At 70.8% G+C, this 19,616-nt stretch carries 13 protein-coding genes; 10 read left to right on the top strand and 3 right to left on the bottom strand.

Annotated features, from left to right (window positions below):
• Positions 1-4: 4 nt before the first annotated feature.
• Both ATL45_RS29855 and ATL45_RS29860 read left to right on the top strand, forming a co-directional pair.
• On the top strand, positions 5-1,042 hold the full coding sequence (locus tag ATL45_RS29855) for an Rrf2 family transcriptional regulator (protein WP_093146331.1): 1,038 nt from the start codon (positions 5-7) through the stop codon (positions 1,040-1,042).
• A complete protein-coding gene (locus tag ATL45_RS29860; RefSeq protein WP_093146332.1) occupies positions 1,039-1,518 on the top strand; it encodes a cupin domain-containing protein in 480 nt (159 codons plus the stop codon). The genes ATL45_RS29855 and ATL45_RS29860 overlap by 4 nt, the downstream gene beginning before the upstream one ends.
• 9 nt (positions 1,519-1,527) lie before the next feature.
• Here ATL45_RS29860 and ATL45_RS29865 read toward each other — a convergent pair whose 3' ends face one another.
• Positions 1,528-2,277: an SDR family oxidoreductase gene (locus ATL45_RS29865; RefSeq protein WP_093146333.1), complete on the bottom strand. Its 750-nt coding sequence runs from the start codon at positions 2,275-2,277 to the stop codon at positions 1,528-1,530.
• Between the two features lie 181 nt (positions 2,278-2,458).
• Here ATL45_RS29865 and ATL45_RS29870 point away from each other — a divergent pair, with 181 nt between their 5' ends.
• Together ATL45_RS29870 and ATL45_RS29875 are read left to right on the top strand one after the other, a co-directional pair.
• The gene (locus ATL45_RS29870; RefSeq protein WP_093146334.1) at positions 2,459-3,058 is read left to right on the top strand and encodes a TetR/AcrR family transcriptional regulator; all 600 of its coding nucleotides are present in this window, start codon (positions 2,459-2,461) and stop codon (positions 3,056-3,058) included.
• Positions 3,059-3,187: 129 nt separating this feature from the next.
• Complete coding sequence (locus tag ATL45_RS29875; RefSeq protein ID WP_439332469.1) at positions 3,188-3,652, top strand: nitroreductase family deazaflavin-dependent oxidoreductase; 465 nt, start codon at positions 3,188-3,190, stop codon at positions 3,650-3,652.
• 43 nt (positions 3,653-3,695) lie between these two features.
• Here the strand turns inward: ATL45_RS29875 and ATL45_RS29880 are convergent, their stop codons facing one another.
• A complete protein-coding gene (locus ATL45_RS29880) occupies positions 3,696-5,282 on the bottom strand; it encodes an FUSC family protein (RefSeq protein WP_093146335.1) in 1,587 nt (528 codons plus the stop codon).
• Positions 5,283-5,326: 44 nt separating this feature from the next.
• On the opposite strand from ATL45_RS29880, the gene ATL45_RS29885 reads away from it, so the two are divergent.
• The 5 genes from ATL45_RS29885 (at position 5,327) to ATL45_RS29905 (ending at position 14,996) form a co-directional block, all read left to right on the top strand.
• On the top strand, positions 5,327-5,818 hold the full coding sequence (locus ATL45_RS29885) for a MarR family winged helix-turn-helix transcriptional regulator (RefSeq protein WP_246025625.1): 492 nt from the start codon (positions 5,327-5,329) through the stop codon (positions 5,816-5,818).
• A 168-nt stretch (positions 5,819-5,986) separates the two neighbouring features.
• On the top strand, positions 5,987-7,270 hold the full coding sequence (locus ATL45_RS29890; protein ID WP_246025626.1) for a glycosyltransferase family 87 protein: 1,284 nt from the start codon (positions 5,987-5,989) through the stop codon (positions 7,268-7,270).
• A gap of 451 nt (positions 7,271-7,721) precedes the next feature.
• Positions 7,722-12,272: a glutamate synthase large subunit gene (gltB, locus tag ATL45_RS29895; RefSeq protein ID WP_093146336.1), complete on the top strand. Its 4,551-nt coding sequence runs from the start codon at positions 7,722-7,724 to the stop codon at positions 12,270-12,272.
• Positions 12,265-13,716: a glutamate synthase subunit beta gene (locus tag ATL45_RS29900; protein ID WP_093146337.1), complete on the top strand. Its 1,452-nt coding sequence runs from the start codon at positions 12,265-12,267 to the stop codon at positions 13,714-13,716. The genes gltB and ATL45_RS29900 overlap by 8 nt, the downstream gene beginning before the upstream one ends.
• 410 nt (positions 13,717-14,126) lie before the next feature.
• Positions 14,127-14,996 (top strand): class I SAM-dependent methyltransferase, encoded by an 870-nt coding sequence (locus ATL45_RS29905; RefSeq protein ID WP_211841490.1) that lies wholly within the window; start codon positions 14,127-14,129, stop codon positions 14,994-14,996.
• 103 nt (positions 14,997-15,099) lie between these two features.
• Here ATL45_RS29905 and ATL45_RS29910 read toward each other — a convergent pair whose 3' ends face one another.
• A complete protein-coding gene (locus ATL45_RS29910) occupies positions 15,100-16,209 on the bottom strand; it encodes a lytic transglycosylase domain-containing protein (protein ID WP_093146339.1) in 1,110 nt (369 codons plus the stop codon).
• Positions 16,210-16,468: 259 nt separating this feature from the next.
• Between ATL45_RS29910 and ATL45_RS29915 the strand changes: the two genes are divergently transcribed.
• A complete protein-coding gene (locus tag ATL45_RS29915; protein ID WP_246025627.1) occupies positions 16,469-19,561 on the top strand; it encodes an amidohydrolase family protein in 3,093 nt (1,030 codons plus the stop codon).
• Positions 19,562-19,616: the final 55 nt, after the last annotated feature.

The raw sequence follows: 19,616 nt of genomic DNA on the forward strand, positions 1-19,616 counted from the left end.
AGCGATGACCAGGTGGGCCCCGAGCGGGGCAATCCGTGGCACCATCGCGGTGCTGGCGGGCAGGGGAGAGACGCCGGCCCTCTACGAGCGGTTCGGCCGCCGCCTCGCAGCTGACGGCTACGCGGTGGTGCTGCCGGATCCCGACAGCGATCCGGCCGACTGGTTCGAGCCGGGTGCGGCGCGGTTCCTGGCCGGCACCGACACCGGCGCCCTGCGCGCCTGGCAGCTCGCACCGCACGCCGAAGTGGACGGATTGATCCTGGTCGGCACGCCGCTGGCCGCGGGACAGCCGCCCGTGGACCGTGCTGCGGAGATCGGACTGCGCACGTCCTGCCCGGTGCACCGCGAACTGCTGCGGAACGACCCCGGCTTCCAGTGGGGGCAGCTGACCGATGACGTGCCAGAGCCACCGGAGCACCTGCCCGAGGTGCCGACGTTGCTGCTGCACGGCGATGCCGACGCGATCGCGCCGGTCGCTCCGGTGGCCGCGCTCGCCGCCCGCCTCCCGCAGGGCTCGCTGGCGGTGTTCAAGGAGGGCGTGCACGACGTGCTCAACGACCAGCACCACCGCAGCGCCGCGGCCCGGATCGTCCTGTTCTGCGAGGAGATCGCCAAGGGCGCCGTGCTGCTGCCGGAGGTGCCCAAGCCGCGCCGGTCCGCTCCGGTGCAGGTCTCGGCCCGGGTGGACTACTCGCTGCGCGCGTTGCGCGAGCTGGCCGGGCGCGACGGCCCGGTCAAGTGCGCGGTCATCGCGCGCGAGCAGCGGATACCGCTGAACTCGCTGGTCAACCTGATGATCGAGCTGCGGCGAGCGGGCCTGGTCAGCAGCCAGCGCGGCTGCGACGGCGGATACTGGCTGGCCAGGGAAGCGGAGCAGATCACGATCGGGGAGGTTGTGCGCGCGGTGGACGGTGGGGTTACCTCGGTGCACAGCGGTTCACCCGATGCCGGCGTGTGGCGCGAACTGGACCGGCGGGTCGCCGACTTCCTCGGCCAGGTGCCGGTGGTCGCGGACCCGGTGAACGAGGAAGGACGCAGATGACCCAGCACGACGCTTTCCACCCGGACCTGTCCACGCCGGTGCCCGAGGAGCAGCGCGCCGCGCTGCGCACCCGGCTGCACCACGTCCGGGCCGCCGACCTGGACAAGAACACCGCGCAGACCGAGGGCATGCGGCGGCTGGCCGCGATCAGCGGTGAGCTGGTCGGTTCGGAGCGGATCTGGATGGGCGAGACCCACGTGGCCCCGTCGACGGCCTCGGACAACCACCACCACGGCGAGTCGGAAACGGCGATCCACGTGGTCAGCGGCCACCCGGAGTTCGTCTTCCACGACGGCGCCGAGGAGGTCCGCATCAAGACCGAGCCGGGCGACTACATCTTCGTCCCGCCCTACGTCCCGCACCGCGAGGAGAACCCGGACCCGGACAACCCGGCCGTGGTGGTGATCGCCCGCAGCACCCAGGAAGCGGTCGTGGTCAACCTCCCCGAGCTCTACCACCTCGACCCGGAGGGCTGAAACCGAACCTCAGTACGCGAGTTCGCCGATGCCGCCGTCGACGCGCAGCACGGTGCCGGCGGTGTAGGCGGACTCGTCCGAGGCGAGGTAGACGGCTGCCTTGGCCATCTCGGTGGCGGTCCCGATGCGGTGCAGGGGCACGGTCCGCCGGAACTCCTCGTAGAGCTCTGCTTGGCGCTCGGCGCCGAGCGACTTGAGCGCGTTGGTCACGGTCGGCCCCGGGCTCAGCCCGTTGACCCGGATGCCGCGGTCCTTCAACTCGTAGGTCAGCCCGCGGGCGTAGGAGAGCAGGCCCGCCTTGGCGGCGCCGTAGACGGTCGCGTTCTCGTGCCCGACGAAGGCGGAGACCGATCCGACGAGGATCACCGAGGACTGCTGCGAGAAGAGCGGCAGCAGGGCTTTGATCAGGAAGAACGGCGCCTTGAGGTTCGTGGCGACGAGCCTGTCGAACGCCTGCTCGGTCCACGCCTCGATCGGCAGGTGGGTGACGTCGGCGGCGTTGCTCATCACGATGTCGAGCTTCGGCCACTCGTCCTGCAGCCGGGCTGCGAGCGCTGCTTGCCCGGGCACGTCACCGGCGTCGCTGACGATGGGCAGCACCGGCCCGCCCAGTTGGCGCGCGGCCTCGTCCAGCCTTTCCCGCGAGCGACCGGTGATCGCGACGGTCGCTCCCTCGGCGAGGAACTCCCGTGCCGTCGCGAGGCCGATGCCGCTCGTCCCGCCGGTGATCAGCGCGTGCTTTCCCGCTAAACGATCCATGGTTCTGGTTCTCCTCACCGTGCGCCAAGGCACGTGGTTCGACGGGGTGGCGCGAGGTGTCCTTCGGCTGCATTACGCCACCTCCGCGCCGGAACGACTTCTGTGCAAGCGTTCAAGAAGTGACGTGAGCGAAGCTACCGACTTCTTGAACGCGCTGTCAAGAAGTCGTAGTGTCGGACGCGTGGTACGGACCGGACGCCCCCGCGAGTTCGACAAGGACGAGGCGCTGGCGCGCGCGCTCGAACTGTTCTGGTCCCGGGGCTACGGGGCGACATCGATCCAGGAGCTGGTCGACGCGCTGGGCGTCGAACGCGGCAGCCTCTACGGGACGTTCGGCGACAAGCGCCGCTTCTACCTCGACGCCGTCCGGCTCTACTGGGACGTCTACGAGCGGCACCTGGTCACCGCGCTCGACACCTCCCCACTGCTGCCCGCGCTCCGCGAGATCCTGACCCACCCCGCGCGCCTGGACGAGCTGATCTCCGACGTGGGTGTCCCGCAGGGCTGCCTGGTCGGCAACACGACCGCCGAACTCGTGCCGCACGACAGCGAAGCCACCGAAGTCGTCGCCCGCTCGTACCGCCGGTTCACCGACATCCTCACCGACGCGCTGCGCCGTGGGCAGGCCGCCGGGGAAGTCACCGACAACGCCCGCCCAGAGGCCCAAGCCCAGCTGCTGCTCTACGTCGTCCAAGGGCTATCGCTCGTGTCGAGGGCGGGGCTCGACCGGACCGCGGCGCTGGCCGCGATCGACACCGCGGTCGACGCGTTGCGGGCCTGATCGCGACCACCGCTCCCCGGAGGGCCTCCGGGGAGCGACCGCTGACTATTCCGACCTCTGGGACCGCGGCGCGCTGGCCTGATGTGTCAGGCCGAAGCCCGGTGTTCGCTCGACCGGGTGTCGGCAGGAATGGGTGCGGAGCGAGGGGCGTTGATCGTGGACATGGCGGACAAGGACGTGGAGTTCAGCCCCACGAGCTGGGTGCAGGAGCAGACCAAGAAGATCCTCGAGACCGGGACCACCGAGGGCATCGAGATCCTCGGCTCGCCGATCGTGCTGATGACCCTGCGGGGCGCCAAGACCGGCAAGCTGCGCTACACCCCGGTGATGCGGGTGGAGCACGAGGGCAGGTACGCGGTCGTGGCGTCCAAGGGCGGTGCTCCCGAGCACCCCACCTGGTACTACAACATCAAGGCCCACCCCGAGTTCCAGTTGCAGGACGGGACCGTGACGAAGACCTACGTCGCGCGCGAGGTCGAGGGTGCCGAACGCGCCGAGTGGTGGGAGCGGGCCGTCGCGGCGTACCCGTCCTACGCCGAGTACCAGGAGAAGACCGACCGGCAGATCCCGGTGTTCGTGCTCGAACCGAAGTGATCCGGCGCGACCGGAGGCCCGGCTGCGCGGGTCTCCGGTCAGGTCACGCTCTGGAGGACGTGCGGGCCGGGACCGTTGCGGCCAGCAGCTCGTAGGCCTCGTGCTCGGTGTCGAGGACTTCCCGGGTCCGGGGATCGCGGTGCCGTGGCTCGCCGTCGGCGACCGCGTGAGCGTTGCGGAGCGCGAAGACCGCTCGCATGAGACGCGCCCGTGATTCAGCCACTGTGGACTGGTCCGCTTCGCGGAGCTGCTGCTGGGCTTCGCGGCATCCGGTGAGGGCCGCGTTCAGCCGGCGCGAGGACTGCCGGTTGATCAGGACCAGGCTCACCGCCGCGGCGACCAGCGCGCCCAGGACGGTCGTGGCGATGCGCTCGACGATCAGGTCGTCGTGCGCCGCCGGGTTGCTCAGCGAGGCCAGGCCGAGGGCCAGCGGTGTGACGAACAGCAGGCCCAGCGCGTAGTTGGCCTGGACGAACAGCTCGGCGATCAGCTGGCAGACCACCACCAGCACCAGGATGGCCAGCGGGCTCGGCTGGAAGCCGAACATCGCGAACGCCAGCACCGCTCCGCCGAGCGTTCCGGTCATGCGCTGCACCGTCCGGTGCCAGGTCGCCGTGGCGTTGGTCGACTGCAGGACCGCGCTGGCCGACACCACCGCCCAGTAGGCGTGGTCAAGCCCCACCGCGAGCGTGATCAGCCCGGCGAGCAGGCACGAGAGCAGCATCCGCCCCGCGTTCGGCAGGAACGGCGAGATCCGCGCCGACCACGGCGCTCCGGCGTGCCGGGAGTTCCGCGGCAACTTCGGTGCTGCGGCCGGGCGCGGAATGCGGCCGCGGTGGAGCTTGCGGGCGAGGTCTCGCAAGTGCGTCGCTTCGGCGGGGTGGTGGAGCAGGTGTTCGGCGTCGGCCAGGTGGGCGCGGAGCGCGGTGACGGTGCGGCCGTTGCCGCGCAGGGTCGCCGACGCCCGGTGCGCCGCGTGGTGCGCGCGGTGGCGAGTGGCGGGGTTCGGGGATTCGAGGTGGTCGGCGATCGCCACCAGCGCGCGAGCCGTGGCGACGCGGTGCGGGCCGGTCGGGTGCAGCAGGTTGCCGAGCAGGCTCAGCGCCACCGACAGCGCTGCGGAGGCCGCCATGATCCCGATGTGCAGGCCCACGCCCGACCAGTCGTGCGCGGCGTAGGCGGCAGCGCCGGCGGCGAAGACGAACATCAGGCCGCCGGGCGGGCCGAACTCCAGCACGTCGGAGACCAGCTTGCCCACCGTGGCGATCGCGGTGAGCACCAGGACCCCGATGAGCGCGTTGCCGGTGGCTGCGGCGATCATCGTTGCCGTGGCCACGCTCACGACCAGTCCCAGCGCGATGAGCGGGAGCAGGCGTGCGCGACGGGACCAGGTGTCGACCCGGCAGTACAGCGAGGTGAACGCGCCGAACGCGGCGAAGGGCACGAGATCCGGGTGGCCGATCGCCACCAGCACCGCGATCGGGGCGCCGAACGACACGCCGACCCGCAGCGCGGGAGCCACCACACCACCGACCGTCGGCGTGTACCGGAGCGCTTCGCGGATGCGCAGCGCTCGGCGCAGGCGGGTCAGGGCGGATTCGGGCTCGGCGCGGTCGGCAGGAACGTTCACTAGTAAAATATTACCAGATGATTTACTCGTGAAGGAGTGCGCCGGTGGACGACGCAGTCGCACGGATCAGCGCGCAATGGCGCGAGCAGTGGCCGGACCTCGACATGTCCCCGATCGACGTGATCGGCCGGGTGCGGCGGCTCGCGGCGCTGATCAACCAGCTCGACGCCGCGGCGTTCGCCGAGACCGGTCTGTCGCGGATGGAGTTCGAGGTGCTCAGCGCGCTGCGGCGGGCCGACGGGGGACTGCGGCCCAGCCAGCTCACCAGGGAGACGTTGTCCTCCGGCGCGGCCACCACCAAGCGGCTCGCCCGGCTGGAGGCCGAAGGGCTGATCAACCGCACCGCCTCCCGGCGCGATCGCCGGGAGGTCGACGTGCACCTCACCGAGCGCGGCCGGGAGCTGATCGACCGGCTCTTCCCGGATCACCTCGACCGGGAGCGGCAGCTGCTCGAGCCGCTGGAGGCGGGCGAGCGCGAGCAGCTGGGCGCGCTGCTGGCCAAGCTGCTGGGATCGCTGGACGGGGTCGCCCGGTGACCGCGCGCTGCGGGCGAGGCGTGCGCTGGGGCGACGGTTCGGTGCGATAAAGTTCTCCGGTTCTTCAACGAGAACATCCCGCGACCAGGCGAGCGCGGCGTGATCGGCCGATCACGCACCGGTGATCCACGTCGGTCGCCTGATCGAGAGGACTCCAGTTTGGCCACGGTGCGGTTCAAATCCGGCCATCCTGCGCTCGACCTCGGCGAACTCCCGGACCGGCTGCGCGGTTTCGTGGTGCGGCGCTCGCGCGCCATCACGATCGCGTCGGTGCCGCTGGTGGCCCTCTCCTTCGTCCTGCTGCTCGTCATGCGGCGCGCCGGGCTGGACGACGGTTCGGCCATCGACTACCAGGTCTACCGCTGGGCCGTGCACACCTGGCTGGCCGGCGGCGACATCATGAACACCGCGCCGACGGTCAGCATCGGCCGCGTGCTGCCCTGGGTGTACCCGCCGTTCGCGCTGCTGCCGCTGCTGCCGTTCGCGCTGCTGCCGTTCGTCGCCGGGCTGGCCGCGCTCTACCTCGTCGACCTGCTCGCCATCGGCGCGGCGCTGTACCTGGTCACGCGGCACATGTGGGCAGCCGTCGGGCGGCGCGGCGCGCTGGCGGTGGCCATGGCGCTGCTGCCCTGGACGCTGTTCCTGGAACCGGTCTACGCCTCCTTCGGTCTCGGCCAGATCAACATCCTGCTGATGGGCCTGGTCATCGTCGACTGCCTGGCGATCAACCCGCGCTGGCCGCGCGGCATGCTGATCGGCATCGCCGCGGCGATCAAGCTCACACCCGCCGCCTTCCTGCTGTTCCTGCTGTTCCGCAAGGACTTCCGCGCCGCGGTGGTCGCCGTGCTGACCGGCGCCTTCGGCACGCTGGTCGGTTTCGCGCTGAACTACTCGGCCGCGGTGGAGTACTGGTTCGGCAAGGGACCGGCGAGCGGGGTGAGCGGATCGGCCTTCCACACCAACCAGTCGATCATGGGCGGGCTGGCCCGCTTGGAGCTCGCGCCGTCGGTGCAGAACGGGTTGTGGGTGCTGCTCTCGCTGACTTGCGTTGCCGTGGTGGCCTTCGCGGTCCGGCGCACCGAGCCGGTGCTGGGCGTGGTGGCCACCGGCCTGCTCGCGCTGCTGATCTCGCCGACGTCGTGGTCGGACCACTGGGTGTGGTGCGCCCCGGCGCTGCTGGTGCTGCTCGGCTACTCCGTTCGGTTGCGCAGCCTGGGCTGGCTCGCCGTCGCCGCGCTTACCTTGGTGACTGTGCTGGCGGCCGTGTTCAAATCGTTGCCGGCCGGTCCTCCGTGGACGCCGGGGCAGCACTTCTTCGGCAATCCGTACCTGCTGCTGGGCCTGCTGTTGCTGGCGCTGCTGGGACTTTTCGTCCGGAATCGGACGATTGCGAGTACTCCCGAGGACCCGTCGGTACTCGTGGACGACCGGGTTCAGCCCGAGCCGCGCTGAGCCCGCGACCTCCGGGAGCCGCCGCGAGCCGGCCGCTCCCGGAGGCGGAACCCGTTGGCGATCGGGTGATTCCTGCCCCGGGCGCTGCGAAAATGCCTGTTCTGAACCGAATCCGAGGGTGTTCGGCAAGGCTTCGCCGTCACCGCAAGAAGATCGTGAACAACGCCACTTGATGCGCCCGGCAGTCGCGTATGGACGGTGTCGTGGTGCAGAATTCCCCGAGCTCGCAGGGATTGCGACAGCGCTGTCCCAACACCTGGGAGCCGGGTAACACTCGCTTAATTTGGTGTTACTTGACGGTAGCTATCCGGGCGCTCGATCTGTAGAGTGCCTCAAACTGACCGAGAGTGCAACGGCGCATCCTTTTGTCAGTGCCCCCAAAGGTTCTTGCGGCTCCGCCGTGGGTGAGTCATGCCCAGTTGCGGACCGCGGCCTGACGACGGGAGGTACGATGCCCCTTTCCCACCATGCAAGAAGCGTGGCGCAACGCAGCGCCGCGGCCGGCGGTCTCTACGACCCGGCCAATGAACACGACGCGTGCGGTGTCGCTTTCGTCGCCGACCTGCAGGGTCGGCAGAGCCACGAGCTGGTCGAGAAAGCTCTGACGGCACTGCGCAACCTGGAGCACCGCGGCGCCAAGGGCGCCGACCCCGACACCGGAGACGGAGTCGGGCTGCTCACCCAGATCCCGGACGCGTTCTTCCGCGCCGAGATGCCCTTCGCGCTGCCCGGACGCGGCGAATACGCTGTGGGCACGGCGTTCCTGCCCACCGATCCTGGTGAAGCGGCGCGGGCGGTGGAGATCATCGAGCAGATCGTGGCCGAGGAGGGCCTGCGGCTGCTCGGCTGGCGCGACCTGCCGGTCGAACCCGGCTGCGCCGGAACTTCGGCGCGCGAGACGATGCCGGGCTTCCGCCAGATCTTCCTCGATCACGATGCCGGCGGGACGCCGCTGGAGCTGGAGCGGCGCGCGTTCTGCGTCCGCAAGCGGGTCGAGCACGAAGCCGACGTGTACTTCCCGAGCCTGTCGGCGCGCACCATCGTGTACAAGGGAATGCTGACCGAGGCCCAGCTCGGCGCGTTCTACCCGGACCTCGGCGACGAGCGGTTCGCCAGCGCGATCGGCCTGGTGCACAGCCGGTTCTCCACGAACACGTTCCCGTCGTGGCCGCTGGCGCACCCGTACCGCTACATCGCGCACAACGGCGAGATCAACACGGTCAAGGGCAACCGCAACTGGATGCGGACCCGCGAGAGCATGCTGGCCACCGACCTGATCCCCGGTGACCTGCAGCGGCTGTTCCCGATCGCCAGCCCCGGCGCCAGCGACTCGGCGACCTTCGACGAGGTGCTGGAACTGCTGCACCTGGGCGGCCGTTCGCTGCCGCACGCGGTGTTGATGATGATCCCGGAGGCGTGGGAGAACCACGCCGAGATGGACCCGGCCCGCCGCGCGTTCTACGAGTTCCACAACTACCTGATGGAACCCTGGGACGGCCCGGCGCTGGTGGCCTTCACCGACGGCACGCAGATCGGTGCGGTGCTCGACCGCAACGGCCTCCGTCCCGGGCGTTACTGGGTCACCGAGGACGGGCTCGTCGTGCTGGCCAGCGAGGTCGGCGTGCTGGAGGTCGAGCCGGACAAGGTGGTCCGCAAGGGCCGGTTGCAGCCCGGCCGGATGTTCCTGGTCGACACCGAGGCCGGCCGCATCATCGACGACGACGAGATCAAGGGCGAGCTCGCCGCCGAGCACCCGTACCAGGAGTGGCTGGACGCGGGCGTGGTGCGGCTGGCCGATCTGCCCGACCGCGAGCGGGAGCTGCCCTCGCACGACTCGCTGGTGCACCGGCAGCAGGTCTTCGGCTACACGCAGGAAGAACTCGGCGTGCTGCTCAAGCCGATGGCCACCAGCGGTGCCGAACCCATCGGCTCGATGGGCAACGACGCGCCCTTCGCCGCCTTCTCCGAGCGCCCGCGGCAGCTGTTCGACTACTTCACCCAGCTGTTCGCGCAGGTCACCAACCCGCCGCTGGACGCCATCCGGGAAGAGCTGGTCACCTCGCTGGGCACGCACGTCGGGCCGGAGCACAACCTGCTCGACCACCACCCGGCGGCCTGCCGCAACCTGGCGCTGCCGTTCCCGGTGCTGGACAACGACCAGCTCGCCAAGATCGTGCACCTCAACGACGACGGCGACCGCCCGGGCCTCAAGCCCGCGGTGGTGTCGATGACCTACCACGTCGCGGGTGGCGGTGAAGCGCTGCGCAACCGGCTGGAGGAGATCTGCGAGGAGGTCTCGGCCGCCGTCGCCGACGGCGCGCACGTGCTGGTGCTCTCCGACCGCACGGCCGACGCCGAGCACGCGCCGATCCCGTCGCTGCTGGCGACCGGCGCCGTGCACCACCACCTGGTGCGCGAGAAGAAGCGCACCCGGGTGGGGCTGATCGTCGAAGCCGGCGACGTCCGGGAAGTGCACCATGTCGCTCTTCTCATCGGCTACGGGGCCGCTGCCGTTAACCCGTATGTGGCGATGGCCACGGTCGAAGATCTGGTATCCACCGGCGTGATCCGGGAAGTCGATGCCAAGCAGGCCACCGACAACCTCATCAAGGCGCTGGGCAAGGGCGTCCGCAAGACCATGTCCAAGATGGGCGTGTCCACTGTGGCCTCCTACACCGGCGCGCAGATCTTCGAGGCGATCGGGCTCGGCGAGGAGGTCGTGCAGCAGTGCTTCACCGGCACGACCTCGCGCCTCGGCGGCGTCGGGTTCGACGTGCTGGCGCAGGAAGTCGCCGAGCGGCACCGGCGCGCCTACCCCGGCGACGGGGTGCAGGCGCCGCACCGGAGGCTGGAGGTCGGCGGGGAGTACCAGTGGCGGCGCGAGGGCGAGCCCCACCTGTTCAACCCGCAGACGGTGTTCAAGCTCCAGCACTCCACCCGCAGCGGTCGCTACGAGGTGTTCAAGGAGTACACCAAGGCGGTCGACGACCAGTCCCGCGAGCTGATGACCCTGCGCGGGCTGTTCAAGTTCCGCGAGGCGCGCAAGCCGGTGCCGATCGAGCAGGTCGAGCCGGTGTCGTCCATCGTCAAGCGGTTCGCCACCGGCGCGATCTCCTACGGGTCGATCTCCAAGGAGATGCACGAGGTCCTGGCCATCGCGATGAACCGGCTGGGCGGCAAGTCCAACACCGGTGAGGGCGGTGAGGACGCCGACCGGTTCACCCCGGACGCCAACGGCGACTCGCGGCGCTCGGCGATCAAGCAGGTCGCCTCCGGCCGCTTCGGCGTGACCAGCGAATACCTGGTCAACTCCGATGACGTCCAGATCAAGATGGCGCAGGGCGCGAAGCCGGGCGAGGGCGGTCAGCTGCCGGGGCACAAGGTGTACCCGTGGGTGGCCAAGACCCGGCACTCCACGCCGGGCGTTGGGCTGATCTCGCCGCCGCCGCACCACGACATCTACTCGATCGAGGACTTGGCGCAGCTGATCCACGACCTCAAGAACGCCAACCCCCGGGCGCGGATCCACGTCAAGCTGGTGTCCGAAGTGGGCGTCGGCACGGTCGCGGCGGGTGTGTCCAAGGCGCACGCGGACGTGGTGCTGATCTCCGGCCACGACGGCGGAACCGGTGCCTCGCCGCTGTCGTCGATCAAGCACGCCGGCGGTCCCTGGGAGCTCGGGCTGGCCGAGACGCAGCAGACGCTGCTGGCCAACGACCTGCGCGACCGGATCGTGGTGCAGACCGACGGCCAGCTCAAGACCGGTCGCGACGTGGTGATCGCGGCGCTGCTGGGCGCCGAGGAGTACGGCTTCGCCACCGCTCCGCTGGTGGTCTCGGGCTGCATCATGATGCGGGTCTGCCACCTCGACACCTGCCCGGTGGGCGTGGCCACGCAGAACCCGCAGCTGCGCGAGAAGTTCACCGGCAAGGCCGAGTACGTGGTGAACTTCTTCGAGTTCGTCGCCCAGGAGGTCCGGGAATACCTGGCGCAGCTGGGTTTCCGGAGTCTCGACGAGGCGATCGGGCAGGCCGACCTGCTCGACACCTCAGAGGCGGTGCGGCACTGGAAGACCCGCGGCCTGGACCTCACGCCGATCACGCACGTGCCGGAACTGCCGCCGGGCACCGCGCGGCACCAGGTCGTCGAGCAGGACCACGGGCTGGACAAGGCGCTGGACAACACGCTGATCCAGCTCTGCGAGGGCGGCTTGAAGGAAGGCCGGCCGGTCCGGCTGGACATCCCGGTGCGCAACGTCAACCGCACCGTCGGCACCATGCTCGGCTCCGAGCTGACCCGGCGGTGGGGCGGTGAAGGCCTCCCGGACGACACCATCGACGTGACCTTCACCGGCTCGGCCGGGCAGTCCTTCGGCGCCTTCGTGCCGCGCGGCATCACCCTGCGGCTGCTGGGCGATGCCAACGACTACGTCGGCAAGGGCCTGTCCGGCGGGCGGATCGTGGTGCGGCCGGACGCGACGGCTCCGTTCGCCGCCGAGCACAACATCATCGCGGGCAACGTGCTGCTCTACGGCGCGACCAGCGGTGAGATGTTCGTGCGCGGCATGGTCGGCGAGCGCTTCGCCGTGCGCAACTCCGGTGCCATCGCGGTGGTGGAGGGCGTCGGCGACCACGGTTGCGAGTACATGACCGGTGGCCGCGTGGTGATCCTCGGGCGGACCGGGCGCAACTTCGCGGCCGGCATGTCCGGCGGCACCGCCTACCTGCTCGACCTCGATCCGGCGCGGATCAACCCGGAGATGGTCGACCTGGACCCGCTCGACGACGCCGACCGGGAGTTCCTGCACGACCGCGTCCGGCGGCACTTCGAGCAGACCGAGTCGGCGGTGGCCCGCGAGCTGCTGGCCGACTGGGACACCTCGGTCGAGCGGTTCGGCAAGGTCATGCCGCGCGACTTCAAGCGGGTGCTCGCGGCGCGCAGCGCTGCCGAACGCGACGGCCGCGACGTCAATGAGGCGATCATGGAGGCGGCTCATGGCTGACCCCAAGGGATTCCTGACCACGCCGCGGGAAACACCGCAGCGCCGTCCGGTGGACGTGCGCATCAAGGACTGGCGCGAGGTCTACCTGGAGTTCGAGCAGCCCAAGCTGCAGAAGCAGGCCGGCCGCTGCATGGACTGCGGCATCCCGTTCTGCCACCAGGGCTGCCCGCTGGGCAACCTGATCCCGGAGTGGAACGACCTGGTCTGGCGCGACGACTGGGAGGAGGCGGCCGAGCGGCTGCACGCCACCAACAACTTCCCGGAGTTCACCGGGACGTTGTGCCCCGCCCCGTGCGAGGCGGCGTGCGTGGTCGGCATCAACGCCGATCCGGTGAGCATCAAGCAGGTCGAGATCAGCATCATCGACAAGGCCTGGGATTCCGGTCTGGTGCGCCCGCAGCTGCCGCGCGCGGCCACCGGGAAGAAGGTCGCCGTGATCGGTTCCGGCCCGGCCGGGCTGGCCGCCGCCCAGCAGCTGACGCGGGTGGGTCACGGCGTGGTGGTCTACGAGCGGGCCGACCGCGTCGGCGGGCTGCTGCGCTACGGCATCCCCGAGTTCAAGATGGAGAAGCAGCGGCTGGACCGCCGCCTCGGCCAGATGCGCGCCGAGGGCACCGAGTTCCGCACGGGTGTGAACGTCGGCGTGGACGTCACGGTGGAGCAGCTGCGCGAGGACTACGACGCGGTGGTGCTCGCGGGCGGCTCGACGCTGGCCCGCGACCTGCCGGTCCCGGGGCGCGAGCTGGACGGCGTGCACCAGGCGATGGAGTACCTGCCGCTGGCCAACAAGGTGCAGGAGGGCGACCTGCAGCGGTCGCCGATCCACGCCGAGGGCAAGCACGTGGTGGTCATCGGCGGCGGTGACACGGGAGCCGACTGCGTCGGCACGGCGCACCGCCAGGGCGCGGCATCGGTGACGCAGCTGGAGATCATGCCGATGCCGCCGGAGTCCCGCCCGGAGGCCAACCCGTGGCCGACCTACCCGATGATCTACCGGGTCTCCTCGGCCCACGAGGAGGGTGGCGAACGGCTCTACTCGGTGAGCACCCAGGAGATGCTCGGCGACGAGTCGGGCAAGGTCCGCGCCCTGCGCCTGGTGGAGGTCCGCCGCACGGATGCGGGCTTCGAACCGGTCGAGGGCACCGAGCGGGAGATCCCGGCGGAGCTTGTGCTGCTGGCGATGGGCTTCGTCGGCCCGGAGCGTGAAGGCCTCATCGCGGACCTGGGAGTGGATCTCGACCCCAGGGGCAACGTCGCCCGCGACGAGACCTTCATGACCACGGTGGACGGTGTCTTCACGGCGGGCGACATGGGTAGGGGCCAGTCCCTGATCGTCTGGGCGATCGCGGAGGGCCGCTCGGCAGCGGCCCACGTCGACACCTACCTCACCAGCCGGAAGATCCTCCCAACATCCATCAACCCGACCGACCGTCCTCTCGTGTGACCGCGTGACGGGCACCTCCGCGCTCCGGAGGTGCCCGTCACGTCGGGGGTTCGGACGAGATGACGAGGAAGTCGGGGAGCTGGACGTAGCTTTCGAGGCCGGGCGTCGCGGTCCGGGCGGCCACCGCCGGGGCCAGGCCCGGCTCGACGACCTCGCGGAGGCGGCAGCCGAGCGAGCTCGATTCGTTGAGGTACGCCGAGATCGGCCGGTGGAAGTCGGGCGCGTCGGGCCCGGGGATCTCGTACTCCTCCAGGTAGCGCTGCGTGCGGTATTCGCCGCGGGCTCGCCAGGTGCCACTAATGGCTCTGCCGGATACGTCGATCCGTTACCGAATCGGAACTCGAATGCTCTTCCGGAAGATTTGTTTTCCGGATATAATCACGAAAAGTCGAGATATCGTCGTCATCGTGATGAACGATGAACGCCCCAGCCAGACAGCTCTGATGTCGGCGGCGGCCCGCGCGGCACATCTCCTCGTCGACGACACCCCCTCGATCTTCGCCGACACCTTGGCGCAGGTGTTCCTGGGAGAGCGTGCCGGAGAACTCCTCGGCTACCACCGGTCCTACGGCAGCTACCCGGTCCTGTCCGGCGCGCGGACAACGGCCACCACCCGCAGTCGCTACACCGAGGATCGGCTGTCCGTACTGGCCGGCCGGGGCGTCGACCAGTACGTGATCCTCGGCGCTGGGCTGGACTCCTTCGCCTACCGGTCGGAGCTGGCCGACCGGGTGCGGGTGTTCGAGGTGGACGAGCCGGCGACCCAGCGCTGGAAGCGGGCTGTGCTGGCCGAGAGCGGAACAGAGGTGCCATCCTCGGTCTCCTTCGTCCCGATCGATTTCGAGGAGGAGTCCGCCGGGACGCTCGCCGATCACCTCGTACGGGCCGGTTTCGACCCGGCCCGGCCCGCGCTGGTCAGCTGGCTCGGGGTCACGATGTACCTCACCTCGGAATCGATCGGGCAGACCCTGGCGGTCATCAGCGGCTTCGCACCCGGCACCGAGCTCGTCGTGGAGCACCTGCTCCCGGCCGGGCTCCGCGACGAGGCAGGTCAGTGGTACGCCGAGCTGGTCACGGCCGCGGCGGCCGAGCAGAGTGAGCCCTGGCGAACCTTCCTCAGCATCGAGGAGATGAACGCACTCCTGCTCGAGCACCGGCTCCAGCCGATCGAGTACGTCCGGCAACGCGAGACGATCGACCCCGCGGAGTGGGAACGCACCGACGCGCTCCGGCCGTTCGAGTTGTCCATCCTCGCCCGCGCCGGCGTTCCCCCTCGCTAGCGGCTTTCCGCCGGCTTTGACCGGGTAGCGGGCCCAGGTGTGGAGATGTTCCCCGCTCGTCGGACGCGTGAACGACATCGCTTACGCCGTGTCGCACGGCCGATCAGCTGGCGGGCGAGGTCGTTTCCGGAGCGGAGGTCGCCGGAGGGGGCGGTTCCGAGGTCGGTGGTTCCGAGGTCGGAGGAGGCTCGCTCGACGGTGGCTGCGAGGAGGACGGAGGTTCCGACGACGGTGGAGGCGGTGGCGGCGGTGTCGTGGTTCCGGGTGGCGGGGGAGCGGGCGGTCGTCCTGGTGCTGGTGCGGGCGGGAGCGCCGGGCCTGCGGGAGGTGGTGCCGCGGCTTGGGGGACACCGGGCGGGGGCGGGGCTTCTGGCGGGAGCGGGCGGGCGAACGCGACGAGTTCGGCGCTCGGCGGAATCGTCGCGTCATTGGCGGTCGGCATGACGCCTCTCGCGTAGGCATCCGCCCAGGCAAGGACGTTGCGGACGTAGGCCTGCGAGTGGTTGTAGCGGAACACCGCCGCTGCCAGCTGGGTCCGGTCGCGCAGGTCGCCTCCGCCGCTGCAGAGGTACCGGCCCGCCGCCAGGGCCGCGTCGAAGACGTTGTGCGGGTCGCGGATTCCGTCCGCGTTGCCGTCGTCGGCCTGGCTGCGCCAGGTCGACGGGATGAACTGCATCGGGCCGACCGCGCGGTCCCACACCGCATCGCCGTCCAGCGTCGCGCCGTCGGTGTCGCGGATCGCCGCTATTCCCGGGCCGCCGGACAGACGCGGGCCCAGGATCGGCGCGAGGGTCCGGCCGTCGGCGTCGACCCGACCGGAGCGCGCGTGGTGCGATTCGATGCGGCCGATCCCGGCCAGCACCGACCAGTGCAGCCCGCAGCCCGGCGTGGTGCCTGCCAAGGTCCGGTCGGCGCGCTGGTAGGCCGCCAGGACCGTGCCGGGGATGCCGAGCGGGCCGGCTGGCACCTGGTCGGCGGGTTCGGCGCGCTCGGACAGGTCCTCCCCGTTGCGCACCTCGTCCAGGAACTCGGGGCTGAGCTGTTCCTCGACGGGCAGTTCGCCGTTGATCGCCACGTCCGGCGGCGGCTGCGGCGCAGCGCGTTCGACGCTCTCCACCAGCGCATCGCCGCCCAGCGCCAGCGCCGGGACCAGCGCCACCAGCAGACCGGTCGTCACGGCGGTGAACCGCTCACCGCGGTTGAAATACCCCAAAACCCGCTCACCTCCACCCGGCTCGGCGCTCGACCTTGCCCCACGACCGGCACCTTGTGAACCACCAGAAGCGGTCGGGCGGGCGAACACCGGGCGGCCGGGAGGTTGTGCCGATCGGGCGAACGCGCATCGGTCGATCAGCGCAGGAGTCGCGTTCTTCGTGCTGGTCGCGGCGTTGTGCCATCCGGATGACGATCTTTGCCGAGATCGCCGGACGCGCGTTGAATGCGGTGCCGACGCTGCTTTCCCCAGGAGGTGCGTGGTGGACCTGACCCGGCGAGCGCTCTTCGCACACGGCGGCCGTGCCGCCGCTGGATTCGGCTCCGCGTGGATGTTGACCAGGCTGGCCGGTGAACCGGTGGCGTTCGCCGAGCCGGGTGCCGCGGGCACCCGGCAGGTGGTGATCCGCGAGGCCACCAACGCCGCTGCCGCTGTCTCGCCCGACGGGCGCGCGGTGGTGTTCGACCTGCTCAACATGCTCTGGGTGGTGCCGATGGCCGGTGGTGAGGCGGTCCGGATCACCGACGTCGTGCAGGAGGCCGGGGAGCCGGACGTGGCACCCGACGGGCGGCGCATCGTGTGCCAGTCCTACCAGGACGGTCAGTTCCAGCTGGCGCTGCTGAGCCTCGACGGCTCCGGTTTCAACTTGCTGACCAGCGGTTCCAGCGATCACCGGGAACCGCGGTTCTCGCCGGACGGCACCCGGATCGCCTTCTCCGGCGAGACCGGCGGCCGGTACGGGATCCGGGTGCTGGACCCGGCCACCGGCCGGATCACCGACTGGACCACCGGTGCCGATCAGGAGGCGCACCCGGTCTGGTTCCCCGACGGCTCGGCGATCGCCTTCACCAGGGGCGTGGACAACGCGCCGACGGCGATCGACGCGGTGGACGCGGCGGGCAACCGGCGCACCCTCGTCGAGGTCGCCGAAGGGCAGCTCGCCGGACCGTCCTTCGCGCCCGACGGGCGGTTCGCCTACGTGCACCTGACGACCGACCGGTCCGTGCTGGTGATCGACGGTCGCGAGGTGTCGGGCCCGGACGAGGACGTGTTCCCGTTCGCGCCGCGCTGGCTGTCGGCCGACGAGGTGCTCTACACCGCCGACGGGAAGATCCGCCGCCGCGATCTGCGCACCGGCCACGTCCAGGACGTGCCCTTCACCGCGGAGGTCTCGGTGCGGCCCGCGGTGGAGCGGGCGAGCACGCGCGATTTCGACAGCTCCGCGCCGCGGCCGGTCAAGGGCTTGGTGGGGCCTGCGCTCTCCCCGGACGGGCAGCAGGTGGCCTGCCAGGCGCTCGGCGGCATCTGGTTGCTGCGGCGCGACGGGGAGCCCGAGCGCGTCGTGGCCGACGACAACTTCAACGGCGCTCCGGCCTGGTCGCCGGACGGCCGGACGTTGGTGTTCAGCAGCGACCGGAACGGCCAGCTCGACCTGTGGCTGCACGACCTCACCACCGGTGAGCAGCGGCAGCTGACCGATCTCCACGGGGACGAGCGGGCGCCCGCGTTCAGCCCGGACGGGCGCAGCGTCGCCTTCCTCTCCCACGACTGGGTGTGCACGGTGGAGCTGGCGACCGGGGCGGTGCGCAAGCTCATCGGGCCGCTCAACGCGCCCGGCAGGCCGTGCTTCAGCGCCGACGGCAGCAAGCTGGGCCTGGCCGGTTTCGTCCCGGTGACCAGGCGCTACCGGGAGGGCGGCAACCAGGTGCTGACGGTGGACGTGGCCACCGGCGCGGCGGAGTACACGCCGGCGCTGCCGGGCCGGTCGCTGGTCAACCGGGTCGACGCGGGACCGGTGTACTCGCCCGACGGGCGCAGCGCGGCATTCGTGGTGTCCGGCACCGCCTGGGTGTCCGATGTGGATGATCGAGCGCGGCCGGTGGGCGCGCCGCGGCGAGTCAGCGCGGAGACCGCGGACTCCCCGAGCTGGGGCGGCGATTCCCGCACCCTGCTCTACCTGTCCAACGGCCGCCTCCGGATCGCCGACGTGCGCAGCGGCGCGGTGCGGTCGATGCCCACCCGGCTGACCTGGCGGCCGCGGCGGCCGGACGGCGAGGTCGTGATCCGGGCCGGAGCGCTGTGGGACGGCGAGCACCGGGAACTGCGCCGCGATGTGGACGTCCTGGTCCGCGGCAACCGGATCGCGGCGGTCGGCCGGGGCCTCGCCGCACCGGAGGTGATCGACGCCCGGGGTCTGACGGTGCTGCCGGGCATGGTGGCCACGCACGAGCACCTGCCGTGGGAGAACAACCGGATCCCGCGGCTGTGGCTGTCCTTCGGCGTCACCTCGGTGCGGTCGCCGGGGTCGGGCCACTACGTCGCGGTGGAGGCGAAGGAGGCGCAGGAGTCGGGGAGCAGGCTGGGGCCGCGGGTGTTCGCCGCCGGGGAGTTCGTCGACGGCGGCCGGGTGTACTACGAGAGCAACCGGCCCATCACCAACGCCGACGAGCTGCGCCGCGAGCTGGAGCGGGTCGGCGAACTCGGCCACGACATGGTCAAGACCTACGTCCGCCTGCCGTACTCCCGCCAGCGCGAGGCGATCGAGCTCGCGCACGCCGGCGGCGTGCCGGTGAGCTCGCACTACCTGTACGGTCCCGCCGCGCTGGGCGCGGACGCGGTCGAGCACACCGGTGCCACCAGCCGCTACGGGCACCGGCACAAGGAGAGCCAGACCGGCCGCGCCTACGCCGACGTGATCGACATCCTGGTCCGCGCGGGCATGTCCTCGACACCCACGCTGGGACTGGCCCCGCCGGCCACTCCGGCGGTCTACCACTTCGCCGGGTGGGCGCTGGAGGACCCGCGGCTGAAGGCGTTGCTGCCGGAGGATATGTACGCGGAGTTCCGCGCCGAGGTGGAGGCGGCGGCAGGCCGCTACCCGGAGCGGGAGATGAGGTACAACGCGCGGCAGGTGGCGACCGTGCGCAGGATGGTGGCGGCGGGCGGGCACATCGCCGTCGGCACCGATACGCCCCTGGTGCCGCATGCGATCTTCTACCACCTGAACCTCGACACCATGGTGCGCAACGGGATCGACAACCACGACGTCCTGCGCGCGGCCACGGCGGGTGGCGCGCGAGTGCTCGGCATGAGCGAGCAGCTGGGCACGGTCGCCGCGGGCAAGCTCGCGGACCTCGCCTTCGTGCAGGGCGATCCGCTCACCGACATCAAGGCCGTGGCCCAGGTCCGCCAGGTGCTGCTCGACGGAGTCCTGCACACCGTCGAGGAGCTGATCGGCGGGCCCGCCGCGCAACCTCCGGCGCGACCGGTGCACACCGTCCGAACGTTGCCGGCGCAGCAGGAGCACTGGTGGCACGGCGCGGAGTACACCTCTGGGCACGTCTGCTGCTGACGCACCACCGTTCCCGGAGGGGTGCCTCCGCTGCGTTCGTGCGCGGTGGGGGCGG

This window comes from Saccharopolyspora antimicrobica (assembly GCF_003635025.1).
Classification (GTDB): domain Bacteria; phylum Actinomycetota; class Actinomycetes; order Mycobacteriales; family Pseudonocardiaceae; genus Saccharopolyspora; species Saccharopolyspora antimicrobica.

Excerpts from the sequence above, each read along its gene's own strand:
- gltB (WP_093146336.1), top strand. The coding sequence starts at position 7,722 with ATGCCCCTTTCCCACCATGCAAGAAGCGTGGCGCAACGCAGCGCCGCG.
- ATL45_RS29900 (WP_093146337.1), top strand. The coding sequence starts at position 12,265 with ATGGCTGACCCCAAGGGATTCCTGACCACGCCGCGGGAAACACCGCAG.
- ATL45_RS29875 (WP_439332469.1), top strand. The coding sequence starts at position 3,188 with ATGGGTGCGGAGCGAGGGGCGTTGATCGTGGACATGGCGGACAAGGAC.
- ATL45_RS29855 (WP_093146331.1), top strand. The coding sequence starts at position 5 with ATGACCAGGTGGGCCCCGAGCGGGGCAATCCGTGGCACCATCGCGGTG.
- ATL45_RS29865 (WP_093146333.1), bottom strand. The coding sequence starts at position 2,277 with ATGGATCGTTTAGCGGGAAAGCACGCGCTGATCACCGGCGGGACGAGC.
- ATL45_RS29860 (WP_093146332.1), top strand. The coding sequence starts at position 1,039 with ATGACCCAGCACGACGCTTTCCACCCGGACCTGTCCACGCCGGTGCCC.
- ATL45_RS29905 (WP_211841490.1), top strand. The coding sequence starts at position 14,127 with ATGAACGATGAACGCCCCAGCCAGACAGCTCTGATGTCGGCGGCGGCC.